The following is a 14840-nucleotide window of genomic DNA, read 5'->3' as shown; positions in this document are numbered from 1 at the left end:
CTGGCGGACGTCCTCCAGTCGACCACAGCCGTCACCCCGGGGAGGAGCCCCCGCGCCGCACGGGGTCAGCGCTTGCCGCGCGGCACCGAGGACAGGTGCTCGCCGACCCGCTTCACCAGCACCGCCATCTCGTAACTGATCGTGCCGGGGTCGACGTCGGAGCGGCTCAGCACCGTCAGCGAGGCGCCCTGCCCGGCGCTCGTGACGAACAGGAACAGGTCGCGCATCTCGATGATGGTCTGGTGCACCTCGCCCGCGCCGAACTGGTCGCGGGCGCCGCTCGCGAGGCTCTGCAGCCCGGCCGCGAGCGCCGACAGGTACTCGGCGTCGGTGCCGCCGAGGCCGGTCGAGGCGCCCATCACGATCCCGTCGGCCGACTGCACGACCGCCATCGTGACCTCGGGGACCCGCTCGACGAGCCCGTCCAGCAGCCAGTCGAGCTGGCCCGCCGATCCGCCGCGCCGCGCCGTCGTCTGCATGGGACCTCCCCGTCGTACGCCACCGGCCGGGCGGTCTTCCGGCCGCGCCGTCCGAGGCATGATGCCACCCGAGCGAAGAAGATGGACGAAATAGGGACAAAACAAATCGCTGCCCGCTACCGTGACGCGACGAGCACGCGCTGCCCGATCGGCCCACCCGGCTTCCCCCCTCGAGGTGAGAGCGACCGATGAACGTCCCCGCCGTCCGCCCGCCCGCCCCGCCGTCCCGGCGGCGCGCGTGGTAGCCCCGCGCCCGCGCGGCGAGCGCACCCGCTCCATCCGCGTCACCATCTTCGGCCTGCTGGTCGTCCCCATCGTCTCGCTCGTCGCGCTCTGGGGGTTCGCGGCGCAGAGCACGGCGGGCGACGCGTTCGAGAAGCGCAACCTGGACGCCATCAACAAGCGCTACGGCGCGGCGATCACGCCGCTGCTCCAGCAGGTCGGGCTCGAACGGCAGCAGACCGTCGTCTACGTGGCCGGAAACGGACGCGTGCCGCGCTCGGCGATGGACGCGCAGCGGCCCCGCACCGACGCCGCGATCGCCGCGTTCGTCAAGGCGACCCGCACCTCCTCGTTCCGCGACATCCTGAACGCGCCGATGCGCGCGCGGCTCGCCGTCCTCGTCGACAAGTCGCAGCGGCTCGCCACGATCCGCCGCTCGGTCGACGTCAACAGCATCAGCAAGCTGTCGGCGTTCGACGCCTACAACGAGGTGATGGACGCGCACTTCCACCTCGTCGACCAGATGAGCATCGTCAAGGACGCCGCCGTCACCCGGCAGGCGCAGTGCCTGACCGGCCTCTCGCACGCCCAGGAGCTGGTGGGCCGCGAGGCCGTCCTCGTCGCGGGCGCGCTCACCGCGGGCGGCCGGATGACCGTCGAGGAGCACTCCGCCTTCACCCGCCTGGTCATGCAGCAGCGCCTCCTCATCGACGACGCGCTGGACGACTTCGACGCCGCGCCCGCCGCCGCCTTCCGGCGGTTGCAGGAGTCCTCGGCGCACGCCGCGTTCGCCTCGCTGGAGGACCGCGTCGTCCAGGCCCGCCCGACCGCCCAGCTGCGCGTCTCCCCCACCATGTGGGGCTCGGCCGTCCAGCAGTACTCCGCCGGCCTCGACCGCGCGGTCACCCAGGCCCGCCCGATGCTGGCCGGCCACTCCAAGCAGCTCGGCACCGACCTGCTGGTACGCCTCGCCGTCGTCGGCGGCCTCGGCCTCATCGCGGTGCTGCTGTCGTCGTTCCTGCTGATCCGCTTCGGCAACCGCATCGTGCGCGAGCTGCGCGGGCTCCGCACCGCCGCGCACGAGGTCGCCGACCGGCGGCTGCCCGCCGTCGTGTCCCAGCTCCGCCGCGGCGACGAGGTCGACGTCGACTCCGCCGCGCCGCCGATCTGCATGGGCCGCAGCACCGCCGAGGTGGCGGGCGTGGCGTCGGCGTTCTCCTCGGTGCAGCGCACCGCCGTCGAGGCCGCCGTCGGGCAGGCCGAGCTGCGCGCCGCCGTCGGCCGCGTCTTCCGCAACCTGGCCCGCCGCAACCAGTCGCTGCTGCACCGCCAGCTCGCCATGCTCGACGTCCTGGAGCGCAAGGCGTCGAGCCCCGAGGAGCTCGACGACCTGTTCCGCCTCGACCACCTGACCACCCGCATGCGGCGGCACGCCGAGGGCCTCATCATCCTGTCCGGCGCGACGCCGGGCCGCGGCTGGCGGCAGCCCGTCGCCGTGCTGGACGTGCTGCGCGGCGCGATCGGCGAGATCGAGGACTACGCCCGCGTCGAGGTCGTCGGCACCGCCCGCGAGGCGATCGTCGGCGGCGCGGTCGCCGACATGATCCACCTGATCGCCGAGCTGGTGGAGAACGCCGTCAACTTCTCCCCGCCGAACACCCCCGTCGAGGTCGACGCCGGCCCGGTCGGCAACGGCTTCGTGGTGGAGATCTCCGACCGCGGCCTCGGGATGAGCGCCGAGAAGCTGGAGCAGGTCAACCGGCAGCTCGCCGAGCCGCCGGACTTCGGCCTCGCCGACGGCGACCAGCTCGGCCTGTTCGTCGTCGCGACGCTCGCCCACAAGCACGGCATCAAGGTCTCGCTCGTCCCGAACGCCTACGGCGGCCTGAAGACGATCGTGCTGCTGCCGCACACGATGATCGCCTCGCCGGAGTGCCCGAACGGCGAGAAGCTCGGCGAGATCTCCGGCGAGCTGCCCGTCGTCCGCGCCGCGCAGGCGGCCGCCGCCGCGACGCCCGCCGCCGAACGGCCCGCGGCCGAGCGGCCCGCCGCCGACTGGGGCGCGCCGGAGTGGCCGCCCCCGGCCCCCTCCAACGGGAACGGGAACGGGAACGGCAACGGGACGGCCCCGGCGGCGGCGCCCCCGCCCTGGCCCGCCGGCCGCCCGTCGACGCCGCCCGGCGGCATCCCGCAGGTCCCCGCGACGGCCGACCGCCCCGCCACGGCCGACGCCCCCGGGCAGCGCGCGCCCGAGCAGCACGAACCGCAGCCCGCCACGCACGCCGGGATGCCGCGCCGCGTCCGCCGGGCGAGCATGGCGCCGCAGCTGCGCGACTCGGCTCCCGCCACGATCTCCGCCACCACGACGACCGCGACCGGCGAGCGCCCCGTCCTCGGGGGCCGCTCCCCCGAGCAGGCCCGCTCGGTCATGGCGTCCATGCAGAGCGGCTGGCGGCGCGGTCGCGCCGCCGAGCCGGACGAGGGAACGGGAACCGGGATGAGCGCGGAGAACGATGACTGATCGCGAACAGGCGTTCCGGGACGGCGACGCGGCCCGGCAGGTCGACGAGATGATGGCCCGGCTGCCCGGGGTGGACCGGGCGGTGGTGCTGTCGCGCGCCGGCCTCGTCATCGCCGCGTCCGCCGGGCTCGGCCAGGAGCGCGCCGAGCACCTGTCGGCGCTGGTGTCGGGCACCCAGGGCCTCGCCCGCGGCGCCTGCCAGCGGTTCGGCGGCGGCGAGCTGCTGCAGACGGTGATCGAGATGGACAAGGCGCTGCTGTTCATCGTCTCGGCGGGCGAGGCGGTCAGCGTCGCCGCCCTCGGGGCGGCCGACGCCGACGCCGGCGCCATCGTGTACGAGCTGACCGCGCTCGCCGAGCGGCTCGCCCGCCCGGCCGCGCAGCTGCCGCCCGCGTCCGGCGCCCGGTGAACCCGCCGTGAGCCCCGAGGACAGGTGGCTGGACCAGGACGCCGGGCCGGTCGTGCGGCCCTACACCGTCACCCGCGGCCGCACCCGCACCCGCGGCGACGCCCTCGACCTCATCGCCGTGCTGGAGGCGACCGGGGTGCCGCCCCGCGCCCGGCTGCGGCTGGACCCCGAGCACCGCATGCTGCTGACGCTCTGCCGGCGGCCGGTCGCGTTCGCCGACATCGCCTCGGAGGTGGACCTGCCGGTCGGCGTCGTGCGGGTGCTGGTCGACGACCTGCGCGACGAGAACCTCATCAGGGTGCTGAAGCCCACCCCGACCGGGGACGCTCCCGACGAGCTCGTACTAAGGAAGCTGCTGCATGGACTACGCGCACTCTGACACCGCCGTCGGCGGCGGGCCGCGCGCCGGCGGCCGCCCGATCACCGCCAAGATCCTCATCGCGGGCGGGTTCGGCGTCGGCAAGACCACCATGGTCGGCGCGATCAGCGAGATCCGGCCGCTCCGCACCGAGGAGGTGCTGACCGACCGCAGCATCGGCGTCGACGACGTCGCGGGCGTGGACGGCAAGACGACCACGACCGTGGCGATGGACTTCGGCCGCATCACCCTGGACGACGAGCTCGTCCTCTACCTGTTCGGCACGCCCGGCCAGCAGCGCTTCTGGTTCATGTGGGACGAGCTCGCGCACGGCGCCGTCGGCGCGGTCGTCCTCGCCGACGTGCGCCGCCTCGCCGACTGCTTCCCCGCGGTGGACTACTTCGAGGACCGCGGCACCCCGTTCGTCGTCGCGGTGAACTGCTTCCAGGGCGCCGAGCGCAAGCGCGCCGAGGACGTGCGGATCGCCCTGGACCTGGAGGAGGGCGTGCCGCTGGTGATGTGCGACGTGCGGCAGCGCTCGTCGGCCCGCCAGGTGCTCATCACCATGGTCGAGCACGTCCTGTCGAGCGTGTCCCCGGCGGGCTGAGCGGGCTCCGGGCCGGCGCCCGCGAACGGATTCCACCTTCCGCCCGTCCGGCGTCGGCCACCGTTCTTCCTCCCGTGCCCCGCGCGTGGTGATACTGCGCAGCGGCCACGACCCGAGGAGGCTCCCCATGGGCATCGACGAACTCACCCGGCGCGGATTCCTGGCGGGAACGGCGGGCGCGGCGGCGCTGCTCGCCGCGGGCGGCGCGGAGGCCGCCGCGAGCGCCGAGCGCGCCCCCGTCGCCGACCTGCCCGACCCCGCCGACTCCGGCATCGACCACATCGTGGTCGTCATGATGGAGAACCGGTCCTTCGACCACTACCTGGGCTGGCTGCCGGGCGCCGACGGCCGCCAGGCGGGCCTCACCTACACCGACGCCGCGGGCGCCGAGCACGCCACCCACCACCTGACCGTCCCCTACGGGTGCGGGTTCAGCGATCCCGACCACTCCTACGCGGGCGGCCGCGTGGAGTACAACGGGGGCGCCTGCGACGGTTGGCTGCGCGCCGGCGACAACGACGTGTTCTCCATCGGCTACTTCGAGGGCGACGACCTGCCCTTCCACGGCCGCGCGGCCCGCGAGTGGACGGTCTGCGACCGGTACTTCCCGGCCGTCATGTCCTCCACCTTCCCCAACCGGATCTTCCAGCACGCCGGGCAGACCGACCGGATCTCCAACACCTTCGCGCTCACCGACATCGCCACCATCTGGGACCGGCTCAAGGCGAAGAGGCTGGCCGCCCGCTACTACTTCAGCGACGTGCCGTTCACCGCCCTGTGGGGCCTGAAGCACCTCGACATCACCCGGCAGATCGGCGAGTTCTACAACGACGCCCGCGCCGGGCGGCTGCCCGCCGTCAGCTTCGTCGAGCCGGGCTTCCTCGGCGAGGCCCTGCCGGGCCTGTCGGAGGACGAGCACCCGCTCGCCGACATCCGCTTCGGGCAGTCGTTCCTCAGCCGCGTCTACACCGCCGTCACCACGTCGCCGAACTGGGCGCGGACGCTGCTGGTCGTCAACTACGACGAGTGGGGCGGCTTCTTCGACCACGTCCCGCCGCCCGCCGGCCCCGACCCGCGCCCCGACCTGGACACCGCCCTCCGCGGCTTCCGCGTCCCCTGCCTGCTCATCTCCCCGCGCGCCCGGCGCGGCGCGATCGCCCACGAGGTCTACGACCACACCTCGATCCTGAAGGCGATCGAGTGGCGCTTCGGCCTGGACCCCCTCACCGTCCGCGACGCCGCCGCCCGCAACATCGCCGAGGTGCTCGACTTCGAGAGCGCCCCGAACCTGGCCGCGTCCCGCATCAGGGTCCCCCGTCCCCTCACCCTCGGCTGCCTGGACTCCGCCCACGTCCACACCGGCGACGACTGGTACGAGCTCCGCGACTACGCCCTCGAGCACGGCTTTCCCAAGGGCTGACCGGGATCCCCATGATCACCCGGTCATCGAACGTTGAGATGCGGCGTGTTGCCCACTTTCGATCTCCGAAGTGGGCAACACGCCGCATCTCAACATTGGGTGACCGGGTGGTCATGGACGGCGCGGCTGTCAGTAGGGGCGGGCGCGGGCGCGCCAGGACGGGGCGATGCGGGTCGTGGTGGTGCGCGGGTAGGAGATGACGGCGGGGTCGCCGTCGGAGGTGTAGCGACCGCCGCCCTTGGCGGCGAGGCGGTCCAGCCAGCGCGCCGAGGTCAGGTTCGCGTCCTGCCCGTGCCGGCCCTGGGAGCGGATGCGCGGGATGCGCAGCGGGTCGAAGGACGCGGCGTACGGGGACGGCGCGGGGTTCGCGCCGACCAGGAAGACGCCCTTGTTGTCGTAGACCGTCCCCTTGTACTCGCCGCGCGCCGCGAGCGCCGCCTGCTTCGGGGCGATGCCGAAGGGCAGCGCGAGCGTCCGCACGGCGAGGCCCGGGACGGCGGCCTGGACGGCCCGCTGGTTGCCGCCGATCTCCTGCCGGACCTGGGCGGCGGTGGCGCTCCCGAGGTCGCGGTGGGTCGTCGTGTGGTTGCCGACCTCGAAGCCGTGCGCGTGCAGCCAGCCGAGCGAGCGCCGCCCGCCCCGCTCCCCGAACGGGTCGGCGTTGACGTACATGGTGGCGACCGGCCGGAACCCCGGGTGGCGGCGGGCGGCGGCCAGCAGGATCCCGACGGCGGTGTCGGGCGCGGGCGCGCCGTCCGCGCCGAACCGCAGCTGGCTCGGCACGCTGTCGTCGAAGGTCAGCACCACCGGGTGCCGGCCGGCCGGCACGTCGATGCGGCCGGTCGCGAAGTCGGCGGCGGTGACCGGGACGTAGCCGCCGGCCGCCAGCCGGTCGAACTCGGCGCGCAGGTCCGCCGGCGTCCGGTCGTAGACGGTCTGCGGGCGGGCGATGATCCGGTGGTACATCAGGACGGGCACGAGGCCGAGCTCGTTCGCGCCGATCTCGGCGGGGTCGGCGGGCCGCGCGGTGGCCCGCGCGGGCGCGGGCTCCCGGTGCGCCGCGCGGGCGGCGTTGGAGGCGGTGTCGCCCGCCCCGCCGCAGGCGGCCAGGGACGCGGCCGACGACGCGGCGGCGAGGACGCGGAGCGTCTTGCTGGTGCGCACGGTCAGGCCCTCTCGTCGAGCGCGTCGGCGTGGTAGCGGACGGCGGGGTCCCACATCAGGTAGGAGTCGCCGCCGACCGCGTGCAGCGCCTTGATCTGCTCGCGGACCTCGGCGGACCCGTAGCGGTGGCGCATCGAGAAGTCCTGGAGCCAGGGGACGACCTGCGTCGGCGTCCCGGCGAGGACCTTCTGGAAGGTGCGCAGCGAGTCGCGGACCGTCCGGTAGGGGTGGGCGTCGGGGTCGGCCATCCCGAACTCGCCGGGCCCCCAGTGCGACGGGTAGACCATCGGCGCCACGTAGTCGACGTGCGCGCCCATCTTGGCGATGTCCTGCCCGATCTCGTGCGGGCGGGTCGCGGCGATCCCGTAGACCGAGGCGCCGAGCGTCCCGCCGAGCGGGCGGATCGCGCGGTGGGTGTCGGCGAGGAAGCCGGCGATGGCGTCCTCCACCGTCCCCCGCATCCCCGGGAAGCGCATCGCGGCGAGCGGGCCGTCGGGGCGGCGGACGTAGTCGTAGAGGACGTCGTCGAACCCGAGCGCGGTCGCCTCGCGCGCCAGGTCGATGTTGTACTGCCGCACCTGCGGGTTCCCGACGTTGGTGAACGACATGCTGCCGTACTGCGACCCGTAGGGCGCACCGCCGGGCGTGCGCACCAGCCGGTCGCGGGCGCCCTGCTTCCAGGACGCCCGGCCGAGCCTCGGGTCGCGGAAGGCGACGATGCGCCCGACGACCCGGACGCCGGCGCGGTGCAGCTCGGCGAGCGCGGCGGGCGCGTCGTAGTAGCCGCCGACGGCCTTGACGGCCTGCGCCATCGGCACCCTCGTGCGGTAGCCGACGATGCCGTCCTCGTCCTTGATGTCGAGCTGCACGGCGTTGATGCGGCCCTCGCGCACCATCCGCATCACCCGGTCGTGCAGCGGCTTGGACGCCCAGGCGAGCGCGGTGACGTGCACCGCCCGCATCGGCCGGTGCGGCACGAGCACCGGGACGCGCAGGTCGGCGCGGTTGCCGGCGGCGTCCACCGCCGACAGCCGGACGGCGTCGGGCGGGTAGGGGAAGTCGAGCGCGAAGCGGCCGTCCCGCAGCCGCGCGGGCGCGCCGTTGGCGGTCAGCGCGACGCCGTCCGCCACCCGTCCCGTCATCCGGTACGGCCCGCGGGCGCTGCGCGCGGTGACCTGGACGCCCTGCCCGGCGGGCGCGGCGCCGTCCACGGTGACGGCGGGCGGCGTCGCGTCCACCCGGAACCGGCTGCGCCGCACCCCGCCGGGCAGGCCCATCCGGCCGGGCACCGCGACGGTCAGCTCGTAGTCGCCCTCGCGCAGCGGGCCGGTGCGGACGACCATCCGGCCGTTCTCGACGCGGGTCGCGACCGGCCGGCCGTTCAGCCGGACGCGGGCGCGGGCCAGGTCGGCGCCGCTGACGCCGACGGCGCGGCCGGCCGCCTGCGCCCCGTTCAGCACGACGTTGTCGGCGACCCCCGTGATCCGCACGTCCGGCCCGAGGGCGTAGGCGGCGGCGACGGCCGTGCCGCCGGCCGCGGCCGCCGTTCCCGCGGTGACCCCCGCCACCCACTTCCAGGCGATTCTTCTGTTCCTCATCGGACTTCCCCCCGGCTCCCGCTCGCGCATCGGCATCACCACTAATGATCAAACGATGGCCCGGGTTCCGGGTCCGGCAACATCCAAGGTCGTTACAGGAATGGCCAACCCTTGATCAAGTCCGGTGAACGCGGCGCCCAAGCCGGGTGATCCATTCCGCAAAGGTTCGGAATCTCGGGAAATGTGGCATCGGCGATGAAAATCACCGCCGCCGGCGACCGGTCCGGCACTCCCTCACGGGGCGGCAACGGCGGCCGGACCACGCCTTTTTCCTGCCGTGCCACTGATTAGTGGCACGGATGCCGGGGAACGAACAACTCATCGACCGATAAAAAGGAGGAAGTGCGCTCGCAGCGGCCGGACGCCCGGCCACCGCCTTTCCGGCGGCCCCGCCGAAGGGTTCCCGCCGCCCTTTCCCCGTCCCGCTCCCGCCGTTCCCGACCGCCCGCCCCGCGACCGCTCGCACCGCCCGGCGCGCCCGCGCGCCCGGCCCGTCACCTCCCCGGCGCGACCCGCCCCGCCGGACGCTCCGCGCGTTTCCACGGCCGGCCCTCCAGCGCCCGCCGTTCCCGAAAGGACCCGCCTTGGGTCGCAGCTCCGCCCTGGCCTGCGCGCTGGGGATCCTCAGCCTGCTCCTGTCCGCCCTCTGCGGCGCGGTGCCCGCGTCCGCCGCCGGGGCCGAGGTGGTCGCCGAGACCGCCGTCGCCCCGCGCACCCTCGACCTCACCATCGCCTCGCCCGCCATGGGCGGGGACCAGAAGGTGCGGCTCCTCCTCCCGGCCGGCTGGTCGCGCACCGCGGACCGCACCTGGCCGACCCTCTGGCTGCTGCACGGCGGCGTCGACGACTACCGGGCGTGGACGCGCGACACCGACGTCGCCGCCCTCACCGCGGACGCCGGCGTCATCGTCGTCATGCCGAACGGCGGCTCGTGCGGCAACTACTCCGACTGGTGGAACTACGGCAAGGGCGGGCCGCCCGCCTGGGAGACCTTCCACCTGACCGAACTGCGCAAGATCCTGGAACGGCGGTACCGGGCGGGCACCGAGCGCGTCATCGCCGGCAACTCCATGGGCGGCCTCGGCGCCATGGACTACGCCGCCCGCCACCCCGGCATGTTCCGCGCCGCCGCCGCGTTCAGCGGCTACCTCGACACCCTCTACGGGCACGAGCCCGGCGACAGCTCGACCGGCTGGGGCCCGTCGTTCTCCTGCCCCGGCACCGACTGGCGGCGCGTGTGGGGCGACCCGGACGCGCAGGCCGCCATCTGGCACGCCCACAACCCGACCGACCTCGCCGGCCGCCTCGCCGGCGTCCGGCTCTGGGTGTCGTCGGGCGACGGCGAGGCCGGACCGCTCGGCGGCCTGCCGTTCACCGACCCCGTCGAGGCGGGCGTGCACGACCACGCCGTGGCGTTCACCGCCCGCCTCGCCGAGCTCGGCATCCCGGTGACGACGCACCTCTACGAGGGCCAGCACTCCTGGCCGTACTGGCAGCGCGAGCTGCACGCCGCGTTCCCCATGCTGAGGGACGCGCTCGGCGCCTGATCGCGCCGGCGCCCGCGGGCCGTCCGGGCCGTCAGGTCCGGACGGTCAGCGCCTCGTGGTCGAAGCAGAGCATCCCGGCGATCTTCGCGGCGTCGGGCAGCGGGTCGGGGTAGGACCAGGCGGCGTCCTCGACGACCCGGCCGCCGGACCGCAGCGTCCAGTAGGTCGCCTCGCCCTTGTAGGGGCAGACGGTCCGCTTCCCGCTCGGCTCCAGCAGCTCGGCGCGGACGTCGGCGGCCGGGACGTACAGGCGGTTCGGCAGGCCCGTCTCCGACACCACGACGGCGCGGCCGGTCTTGGCGACCGGCTCGCCGTCCAGCGCGACCTCCACGGCGCGCGAGGACGCGCGGGCGTCCACCCGGTGGTAGGGGTCGCGCAGGTGCCCGAAGACCTCCTCGTCCTCGTCGTACCAGGCGTCCAGGGCCTTCCAGTAGAAGGCGAGGTGCCCGCGCAGCCAGGCGGCCTCCTCCTTCGGCTCGGGGTAGCCCCAGACGCCGTTCTCGGCGGTGCGGCCGCCGGCGCGGACCGTCCAGTAGGCGGCGTCGCCCTTGAACGGGCAGTGGGTGCTGTGGCCGGTGCGCTCCAGCAGGCCGGCGCGCACGTCGTCCTCGGGCACGTAGAGGACGGGCAGCAGGCCGGTCTCGTGGACGTACAGGCCGCGCTCGGTGTCGAGGACGGTCTCGCCCCCGAACTCGGCGCGCACCCGCCGCGGGAAGGGGTGCCCGTACAGGCGGTGCGCGGGCCCCTCGATGCGGTAGTTGACGTTCTCCCCGGGCTGCCCGGACAGCGGGCCCGGCGGCATGGTCAGCGACATCGGCGTCTCCTTAGGCTCGTTCCTCATTGTGCGCGGCGTCGCGCAGCCGCTCCAGGTCATCGGCGGTGAGCCGGTAGCGGAGCGCCAGGACGAGCGCGAGGATCATGAGCAGCGCGGGCACCAGCGTCCCGCCGATGAGGACGGCGTGCACGGCGCTGTCGGGCTGGACGACGGGCTCGTCCGGCTCGGACGGGACGAACCCCGCGCCGCTCAGGATCCACCCGTACAGCAGGCCGCCGAGCCCGCCGATGACGGCCTCGACGGCCGTCCAGAGGCCGGTCAGCATCCCGGCGCGGCGCCGGCCGGTGCGCAGCTCGTCGTAGTGCAGGGTGTCGGCGAGCATGGAGAACTGGAGCATCTGCAGCCCGGCGAACCCGACGCCCGTCACCACGACGCACAGGTGCGCCCACACCTGCCCGCCGGCCGGGATGCCGAGCGACAGCAGGCCGCCCGTGGCGAACAGCGCCCCGGCGATGAACATCGCGCCGCGCTTGTCGTAGCGGCGCGACACCCGCACCCAGGCGGGCATCGCGATCAGCATGGGGGCGATGAAGGCCAGGAACAGCGTGGTGATGCTGCCGGGGTCGCCGACGCTGTAGGCCGCCAGGTAGGGCGCGGCGGCCAGCAGCATCGACACCGCGGCGAGCTGCACCGAGCCGAAGACCGTCAGCCGCAGGTAGGGCTTGTTGGCGCGGGCCGCCCGCCACTGCTCGCGCAGCGTCGTGGTCCCCTCGTCGGCGCCCGCCCGGGGCGCCCGCGCCGTCCCGAAGTAGGTCGCCAGCATGGCGGCGAGCAGCACGCAGCCGATCACCAGGCCCATCAGCCGGTAGCCCTCGATCGTCGGGTCGCCGCCGTGCACGTTGACGAGCGCGGGCGCGAGGCCGCCCGCCAGCAGCGTCGCCAGGCCGAGGAACACCATCCGCCACGTCAGCAGCGACGACTGCTCGTGGTAGTCGGAGGTCATCTCGGCGGGCATCGCCTTGTAGGGCACCTCGAACAGCGCGAACACCGACGACGTCAGCAGGAAGCACACCCCGACGTAGACGGCGGCGGCCGTGCCGCGCAGCGGCGTCCCGGCGAACAGCAGCACGAACAGCCCCGGCAGCAGCACCGCCCCGGCGAGCAGCCAGGGCCGCCGCGACGCCGACCGGTCCGACAGCCGCCCGACCAGCGGACCGACCACCAGGTCCCAGGGCTTCGGCAGGAACACCGCGAGCCCGGCGGCCCACGCGGGCGTCCCGAGCGTGTTGGTCATGTAGTAGAGCAGCAGCAGGCCGGGCACGCTGTTGAAGGTCCCGGCGCAGAACGAGCCCGCCCCGTAACCGAGGCGCACCGAGCGCGGAAGGCTCGCGGTGATCATGCGCCCCATACGACCGGATCCGCCCCGCCCCTGAAAAGCACCGGATCATCACGAATCGACCGGCCCGCCCCGCCGACGGCGCCGCCACGCCCGCGACCTGGTAAAGTTCAGGTGCCGGACGGGCACCCCCGCCGGCACGCGCCGTTAGCTCAATTGGCAGAGCAGCGGACTCTTAATCCGCGGGTTCGGGGTTCAAGTCCCTGACGGCGCACCGCACAGCACAGCGACGGCCTTCCCCGGGAAGCCGTCGCTGTCGTCGTTTCCGGGGCCGGCGGTCCCCGGGCCGGCCTTGCCGACGTCCACGCCCGCGAGCGTGCCGATGCCGGCCGCGCGCCGGGGTCAGCGGTGGCCGATCGTGCCGTGCCAGCTCTCGGTGAGGACGTCCAGCATCGCCTCGCGCTCCACGCCCCAGTGGCCGGGCGTCCAGTGCCGGGCGACGTGGTCGAGCTCGGTCATCGCGATGACGCTGCGGAAGTGCCGGGTGCCGGCCGGGAACCGGTCCGCCCGGTCGAGGCCCTCGCGGATGTCGCCGATGGACTCGTCCAGCCAGGCGTCCAGCAGGACGCGGATCTCGGGGTCGACGGCCGCGGCCTCGAAGGCGGCCTTGGTGTAGGGGCCGATCACCGGCCAGCGCTCCGCGGTCGCGGCGAGCCAGGCGCGGATCCGGGCGGGCGAGCCGTCCTCGACGACGGCGACGAGCTCGCGCTCGGTCGAGCCGTGCTCGGCGGAGGGGACGCGGTCCAGCGCGTCGTTCAGCCGCTCGGAGATGAGCGCCTTCATCAGCTCGACCTTGGAGGGGAAGTAGGCGTAGAAGGTGACCCGCGTCGTCCCCGCCGCCGACGCGATGTCGTCGACCTTGGTCGACGCGTAGCCCTTCGAGACGAACAGGGCCAGGCCGGCGTCCAGCAGGAGCTTGCGCGTCATCTCCTTCTGTGCCTCACGGAGCGTCGCCATGCCGGCAAGCGTAGAGCACGGCGCCCGCCCGCCGGGCGCGGCGCGTACTCCGGACACAACGCGCACGGATATTTGACGTTCCGTAAATCCATGTGACGCCTTGCACATCCCGGAGGCGATCGCGGCCGTCGCGACCCACCCGCGCGACGATCACCGCACCCTCCCGAACCTCCTTCGGTATCGGGGCCGCCGCGTTCCGGCGGCCGGGCCGCCACCGGCCCTGAGCAGGCCATCGACCTACTTCGTATAGACAGGAAGCGAAATTTACGCGCACGTCATTTACTTGACATGCTGTAAGAATAAGTGACACGCTTCACGTGGGGCGGGTCACAGTCGCGTGCCGCCGCCCCCGCCGAGCTGGAAAGGAAGTGCCCATGACGGATGCGCCGGCCGCCGGAGGCGGCGTCGTCAACACGGTGCTGGGCCCCGTCGCGGCGGACGACCTCGGCGTCGTCGCCGTCCACGAGGCGCTGCTGTCGGTGCTGCCGGGCGCCGAGCACGGCCACGACGTCACGCTGGACCGCGCCGAGATCTTCGCGACGCTGGCGGGCAAGCTCGCCGCGTTCCGCGACCAGGGCGGGAAGACGATCGTCGACAGCACCGGCATGTTCCACGGCCGGGACCTGCGGCTGTACGAGGCGCTGTCGCGCTCCACCGGGGTGCACATCGTCGCCTCCACCGGCATGGGGCCCGAGGAGCTGCTCGGCGGCTACTTCCTGACGCCGCAGACCAACCCGCCGACGCCGTGGCCCGCCGACAAGTTCGCGGCCCTGTTCACCAAGGAGATCACCGAGGGCATGGTGATCCCCCGCCTGGAGCGGCGCGCCCCCGCCGGCCTCGTCGCCACCGCCGCCGCCACCGGCGGCATGACCGCGACCGAGGAGAGCCTGTTCCGCGGCGCGGCCCGCACCGCGCTCGCCACCGGCGTGCCGGTCTCGATCCGCTACGGCGCCGACGCCGCGCACGACCTGGACGTCGTCCTGGACGAGGGCCTCGCCGCCGACCGCGTCGTCGTCGGCGGCCTGGACCGCAAGGACGCCGTCGCCGCCGGCGCCCCCGCCGAGGTCGCCCGCCGCGGCGCCTACGTCGCGCTCGACCACGTCGGCCTGAACGACGACGGCGCCCACATCACCGACCGCGAGCGCGCCGCCCTCGTCCTCGACCTGGTGCGGGCCGGCCACGGTGACCGCGTCCTGCTGTCGGGCAACGCCATTGGCGTCGCCAAGGGCCACCCCGCCTACGACCTGCCCTTCGGGCACGTCCTCACGGCGTTCGTGCCGCTGCTGGAGTCCCTCGGCCTGGCCGGCCGCGACGTGCGGCGCATCCTCGCCGACAACCCGCGCGACCTGCTGACGCTGCGCTGACCTTCGCCGCGCTGACCTTCTCC

Annotated in this window: 13 protein-coding genes and 1 tRNA gene; 8 read left to right on the top strand and 6 right to left on the bottom strand. The window is 74.2% G+C overall.

From position 1 onward, the window contains the following. Nucleotides 1-65: 65 nt before the first annotated feature. A complete protein-coding gene (locus K1Y72_RS28830) occupies nucleotides 66-479 on the bottom strand; it encodes a roadblock/LC7 domain-containing protein (RefSeq protein WP_220169643.1) in 414 nt (137 codons plus the stop codon). Between the two features lie 238 nt (nucleotides 480-717). On the opposite strand from K1Y72_RS28830, the gene K1Y72_RS28825 reads away from it, so the two are divergent. From K1Y72_RS28825 to K1Y72_RS28805, 5 genes are all read left to right on the top strand, one after another. Next, nucleotides 718-3222: a sensor histidine kinase gene (locus K1Y72_RS28825; protein ID WP_220169642.1), complete on the top strand. Its 2505-nt coding sequence runs from the start codon at nucleotides 718-720 to the stop codon at nucleotides 3220-3222. After that, nucleotides 3215-3631 carry a roadblock/LC7 domain-containing protein gene (locus K1Y72_RS28820; protein ID WP_220169641.1) on the top strand — a complete coding sequence of 139 codons (417 nt, stop codon included), beginning with the start codon at nucleotides 3215-3217 and terminating at the stop codon, nucleotides 3629-3631. The genes K1Y72_RS28825 and K1Y72_RS28820 overlap by 8 nt, the downstream gene beginning before the upstream one ends. 7 nt (nucleotides 3632-3638) lie before the next feature. After that, a complete protein-coding gene (locus K1Y72_RS28815) occupies nucleotides 3639-4010 on the top strand; it encodes a DUF742 domain-containing protein (RefSeq protein ID WP_220169640.1) in 372 nt (123 codons plus the stop codon). After that, nucleotides 3991-4596, top strand: a complete 606-nt coding sequence (locus K1Y72_RS28810; RefSeq protein ID WP_220169639.1) for a GTP-binding protein — start codon at nucleotides 3991-3993, stop codon at nucleotides 4594-4596. Before K1Y72_RS28815 ends, K1Y72_RS28810 begins: the two co-directional genes overlap by 20 nt. A 127-nt stretch (nucleotides 4597-4723) precedes the next feature. Next, nucleotides 4724-6016, top strand: coding sequence for an alkaline phosphatase family protein (locus K1Y72_RS28805; protein WP_220169638.1), 1293 nt, complete (start codon nucleotides 4724-4726; stop codon nucleotides 6014-6016). Between the two features lie 129 nt (nucleotides 6017-6145). On the opposite strand, the gene K1Y72_RS28800 is transcribed toward K1Y72_RS28805, so the two are convergent. Continuing rightward, a complete protein-coding gene (locus K1Y72_RS28800; protein ID WP_308287271.1) occupies nucleotides 6146-7180 on the bottom strand; it encodes a polysaccharide deacetylase family protein in 1035 nt (344 codons plus the stop codon). 2 nt (nucleotides 7181-7182) lie between these two features. Continuing rightward, nucleotides 7183-8778 (bottom strand): putative glycoside hydrolase, encoded by a 1596-nt coding sequence (locus K1Y72_RS28795; protein ID WP_220169637.1) that lies wholly within the window; start codon nucleotides 8776-8778, stop codon nucleotides 7183-7185. A gap of 584 nt (nucleotides 8779-9362) precedes the next feature. Between K1Y72_RS28795 and K1Y72_RS28790 the strand changes: the two genes are divergently transcribed. Then, nucleotides 9363-10325, top strand: a complete 963-nt coding sequence (locus tag K1Y72_RS28790) for an alpha/beta hydrolase (RefSeq protein ID WP_220169636.1) — start codon at nucleotides 9363-9365, stop codon at nucleotides 10323-10325. Between the two features lie 31 nt (nucleotides 10326-10356). On the opposite strand, the gene K1Y72_RS28785 is transcribed toward K1Y72_RS28790, so the two are convergent. After that, nucleotides 10357-11139 carry a DUF427 domain-containing protein gene (locus K1Y72_RS28785; protein WP_220169635.1) on the bottom strand — a complete coding sequence of 261 codons (783 nt, stop codon included), beginning with the start codon at nucleotides 11137-11139 and terminating at the stop codon, nucleotides 10357-10359. 10 nt (nucleotides 11140-11149) lie between these two features. After that, a complete protein-coding gene (locus K1Y72_RS28780; RefSeq protein ID WP_220169634.1) occupies nucleotides 11150-12499 on the bottom strand; it encodes an MFS transporter in 1350 nt (449 codons plus the stop codon). Nucleotides 12500-12637: 138 nt separating this feature from the next. Between K1Y72_RS28780 and K1Y72_RS28775 the strand changes: the two genes are divergently transcribed. Continuing rightward, nucleotides 12638-12710: transfer RNA gene (locus K1Y72_RS28775), tRNA-Lys, on the top strand. A gap of 128 nt (nucleotides 12711-12838) precedes the next feature. Here the strand turns inward: K1Y72_RS28775 and K1Y72_RS28770 are convergent. After that, nucleotides 12839-13453, bottom strand: coding sequence for a TetR/AcrR family transcriptional regulator (locus K1Y72_RS28770; RefSeq protein WP_258574067.1), 615 nt, complete (start codon nucleotides 13451-13453; stop codon nucleotides 12839-12841). 374 nt (nucleotides 13454-13827) lie between these two features. Here K1Y72_RS28770 and K1Y72_RS28765 point away from each other — a divergent pair, with 374 nt between their 5' ends. Continuing rightward, nucleotides 13828-14817, top strand: coding sequence for a phosphotriesterase family protein (locus K1Y72_RS28765; RefSeq protein ID WP_220169633.1), 990 nt, complete (start codon nucleotides 13828-13830; stop codon nucleotides 14815-14817). Nucleotides 14818-14840 lie beyond the last annotated feature (23 nt).

Origin of the sequence: Actinomadura parmotrematis, from assembly GCF_019458805.1 — a bacterium.
Lineage (GTDB): Bacteria > Actinomycetota > Actinomycetes > Streptosporangiales > Streptosporangiaceae > Spirillospora > Spirillospora parmotrematis.
This window is presented reverse-complemented; position numbering and strand designations above follow the sequence as displayed.

Excerpts from the sequence above, each read along its gene's own strand:
- K1Y72_RS28830 (WP_220169643.1), bottom strand. The coding sequence starts at position 479 with ATGCAGACGACGGCGCGGCGCGGCGGATCGGCGGGCCAGCTCGACTGG.
- K1Y72_RS28820 (WP_220169641.1), top strand. The coding sequence starts at position 3,215 with ATGACTGATCGCGAACAGGCGTTCCGGGACGGCGACGCGGCCCGGCAG.
- K1Y72_RS28810 (WP_220169639.1), top strand. The coding sequence starts at position 3,991 with ATGGACTACGCGCACTCTGACACCGCCGTCGGCGGCGGGCCGCGCGCC.
- K1Y72_RS28805 (WP_220169638.1), top strand. The coding sequence starts at position 4,724 with ATGGGCATCGACGAACTCACCCGGCGCGGATTCCTGGCGGGAACGGCG.
- K1Y72_RS28795 (WP_220169637.1), bottom strand. The coding sequence starts at position 8,778 with ATGAGGAACAGAAGAATCGCCTGGAAGTGGGTGGCGGGGGTCACCGCG.
- K1Y72_RS28785 (WP_220169635.1), bottom strand. The coding sequence starts at position 11,139 with ATGTCGCTGACCATGCCGCCGGGCCCGCTGTCCGGGCAGCCCGGGGAG.
- K1Y72_RS28780 (WP_220169634.1), bottom strand. The coding sequence starts at position 12,499 with ATGATCACCGCGAGCCTTCCGCGCTCGGTGCGCCTCGGTTACGGGGCG.
- K1Y72_RS28770 (WP_258574067.1), bottom strand. The coding sequence starts at position 13,453 with ATGGCGACGCTCCGTGAGGCACAGAAGGAGATGACGCGCAAGCTCCTG.
- K1Y72_RS28765 (WP_220169633.1), top strand. The coding sequence starts at position 13,828 with ATGACGGATGCGCCGGCCGCCGGAGGCGGCGTCGTCAACACGGTGCTG.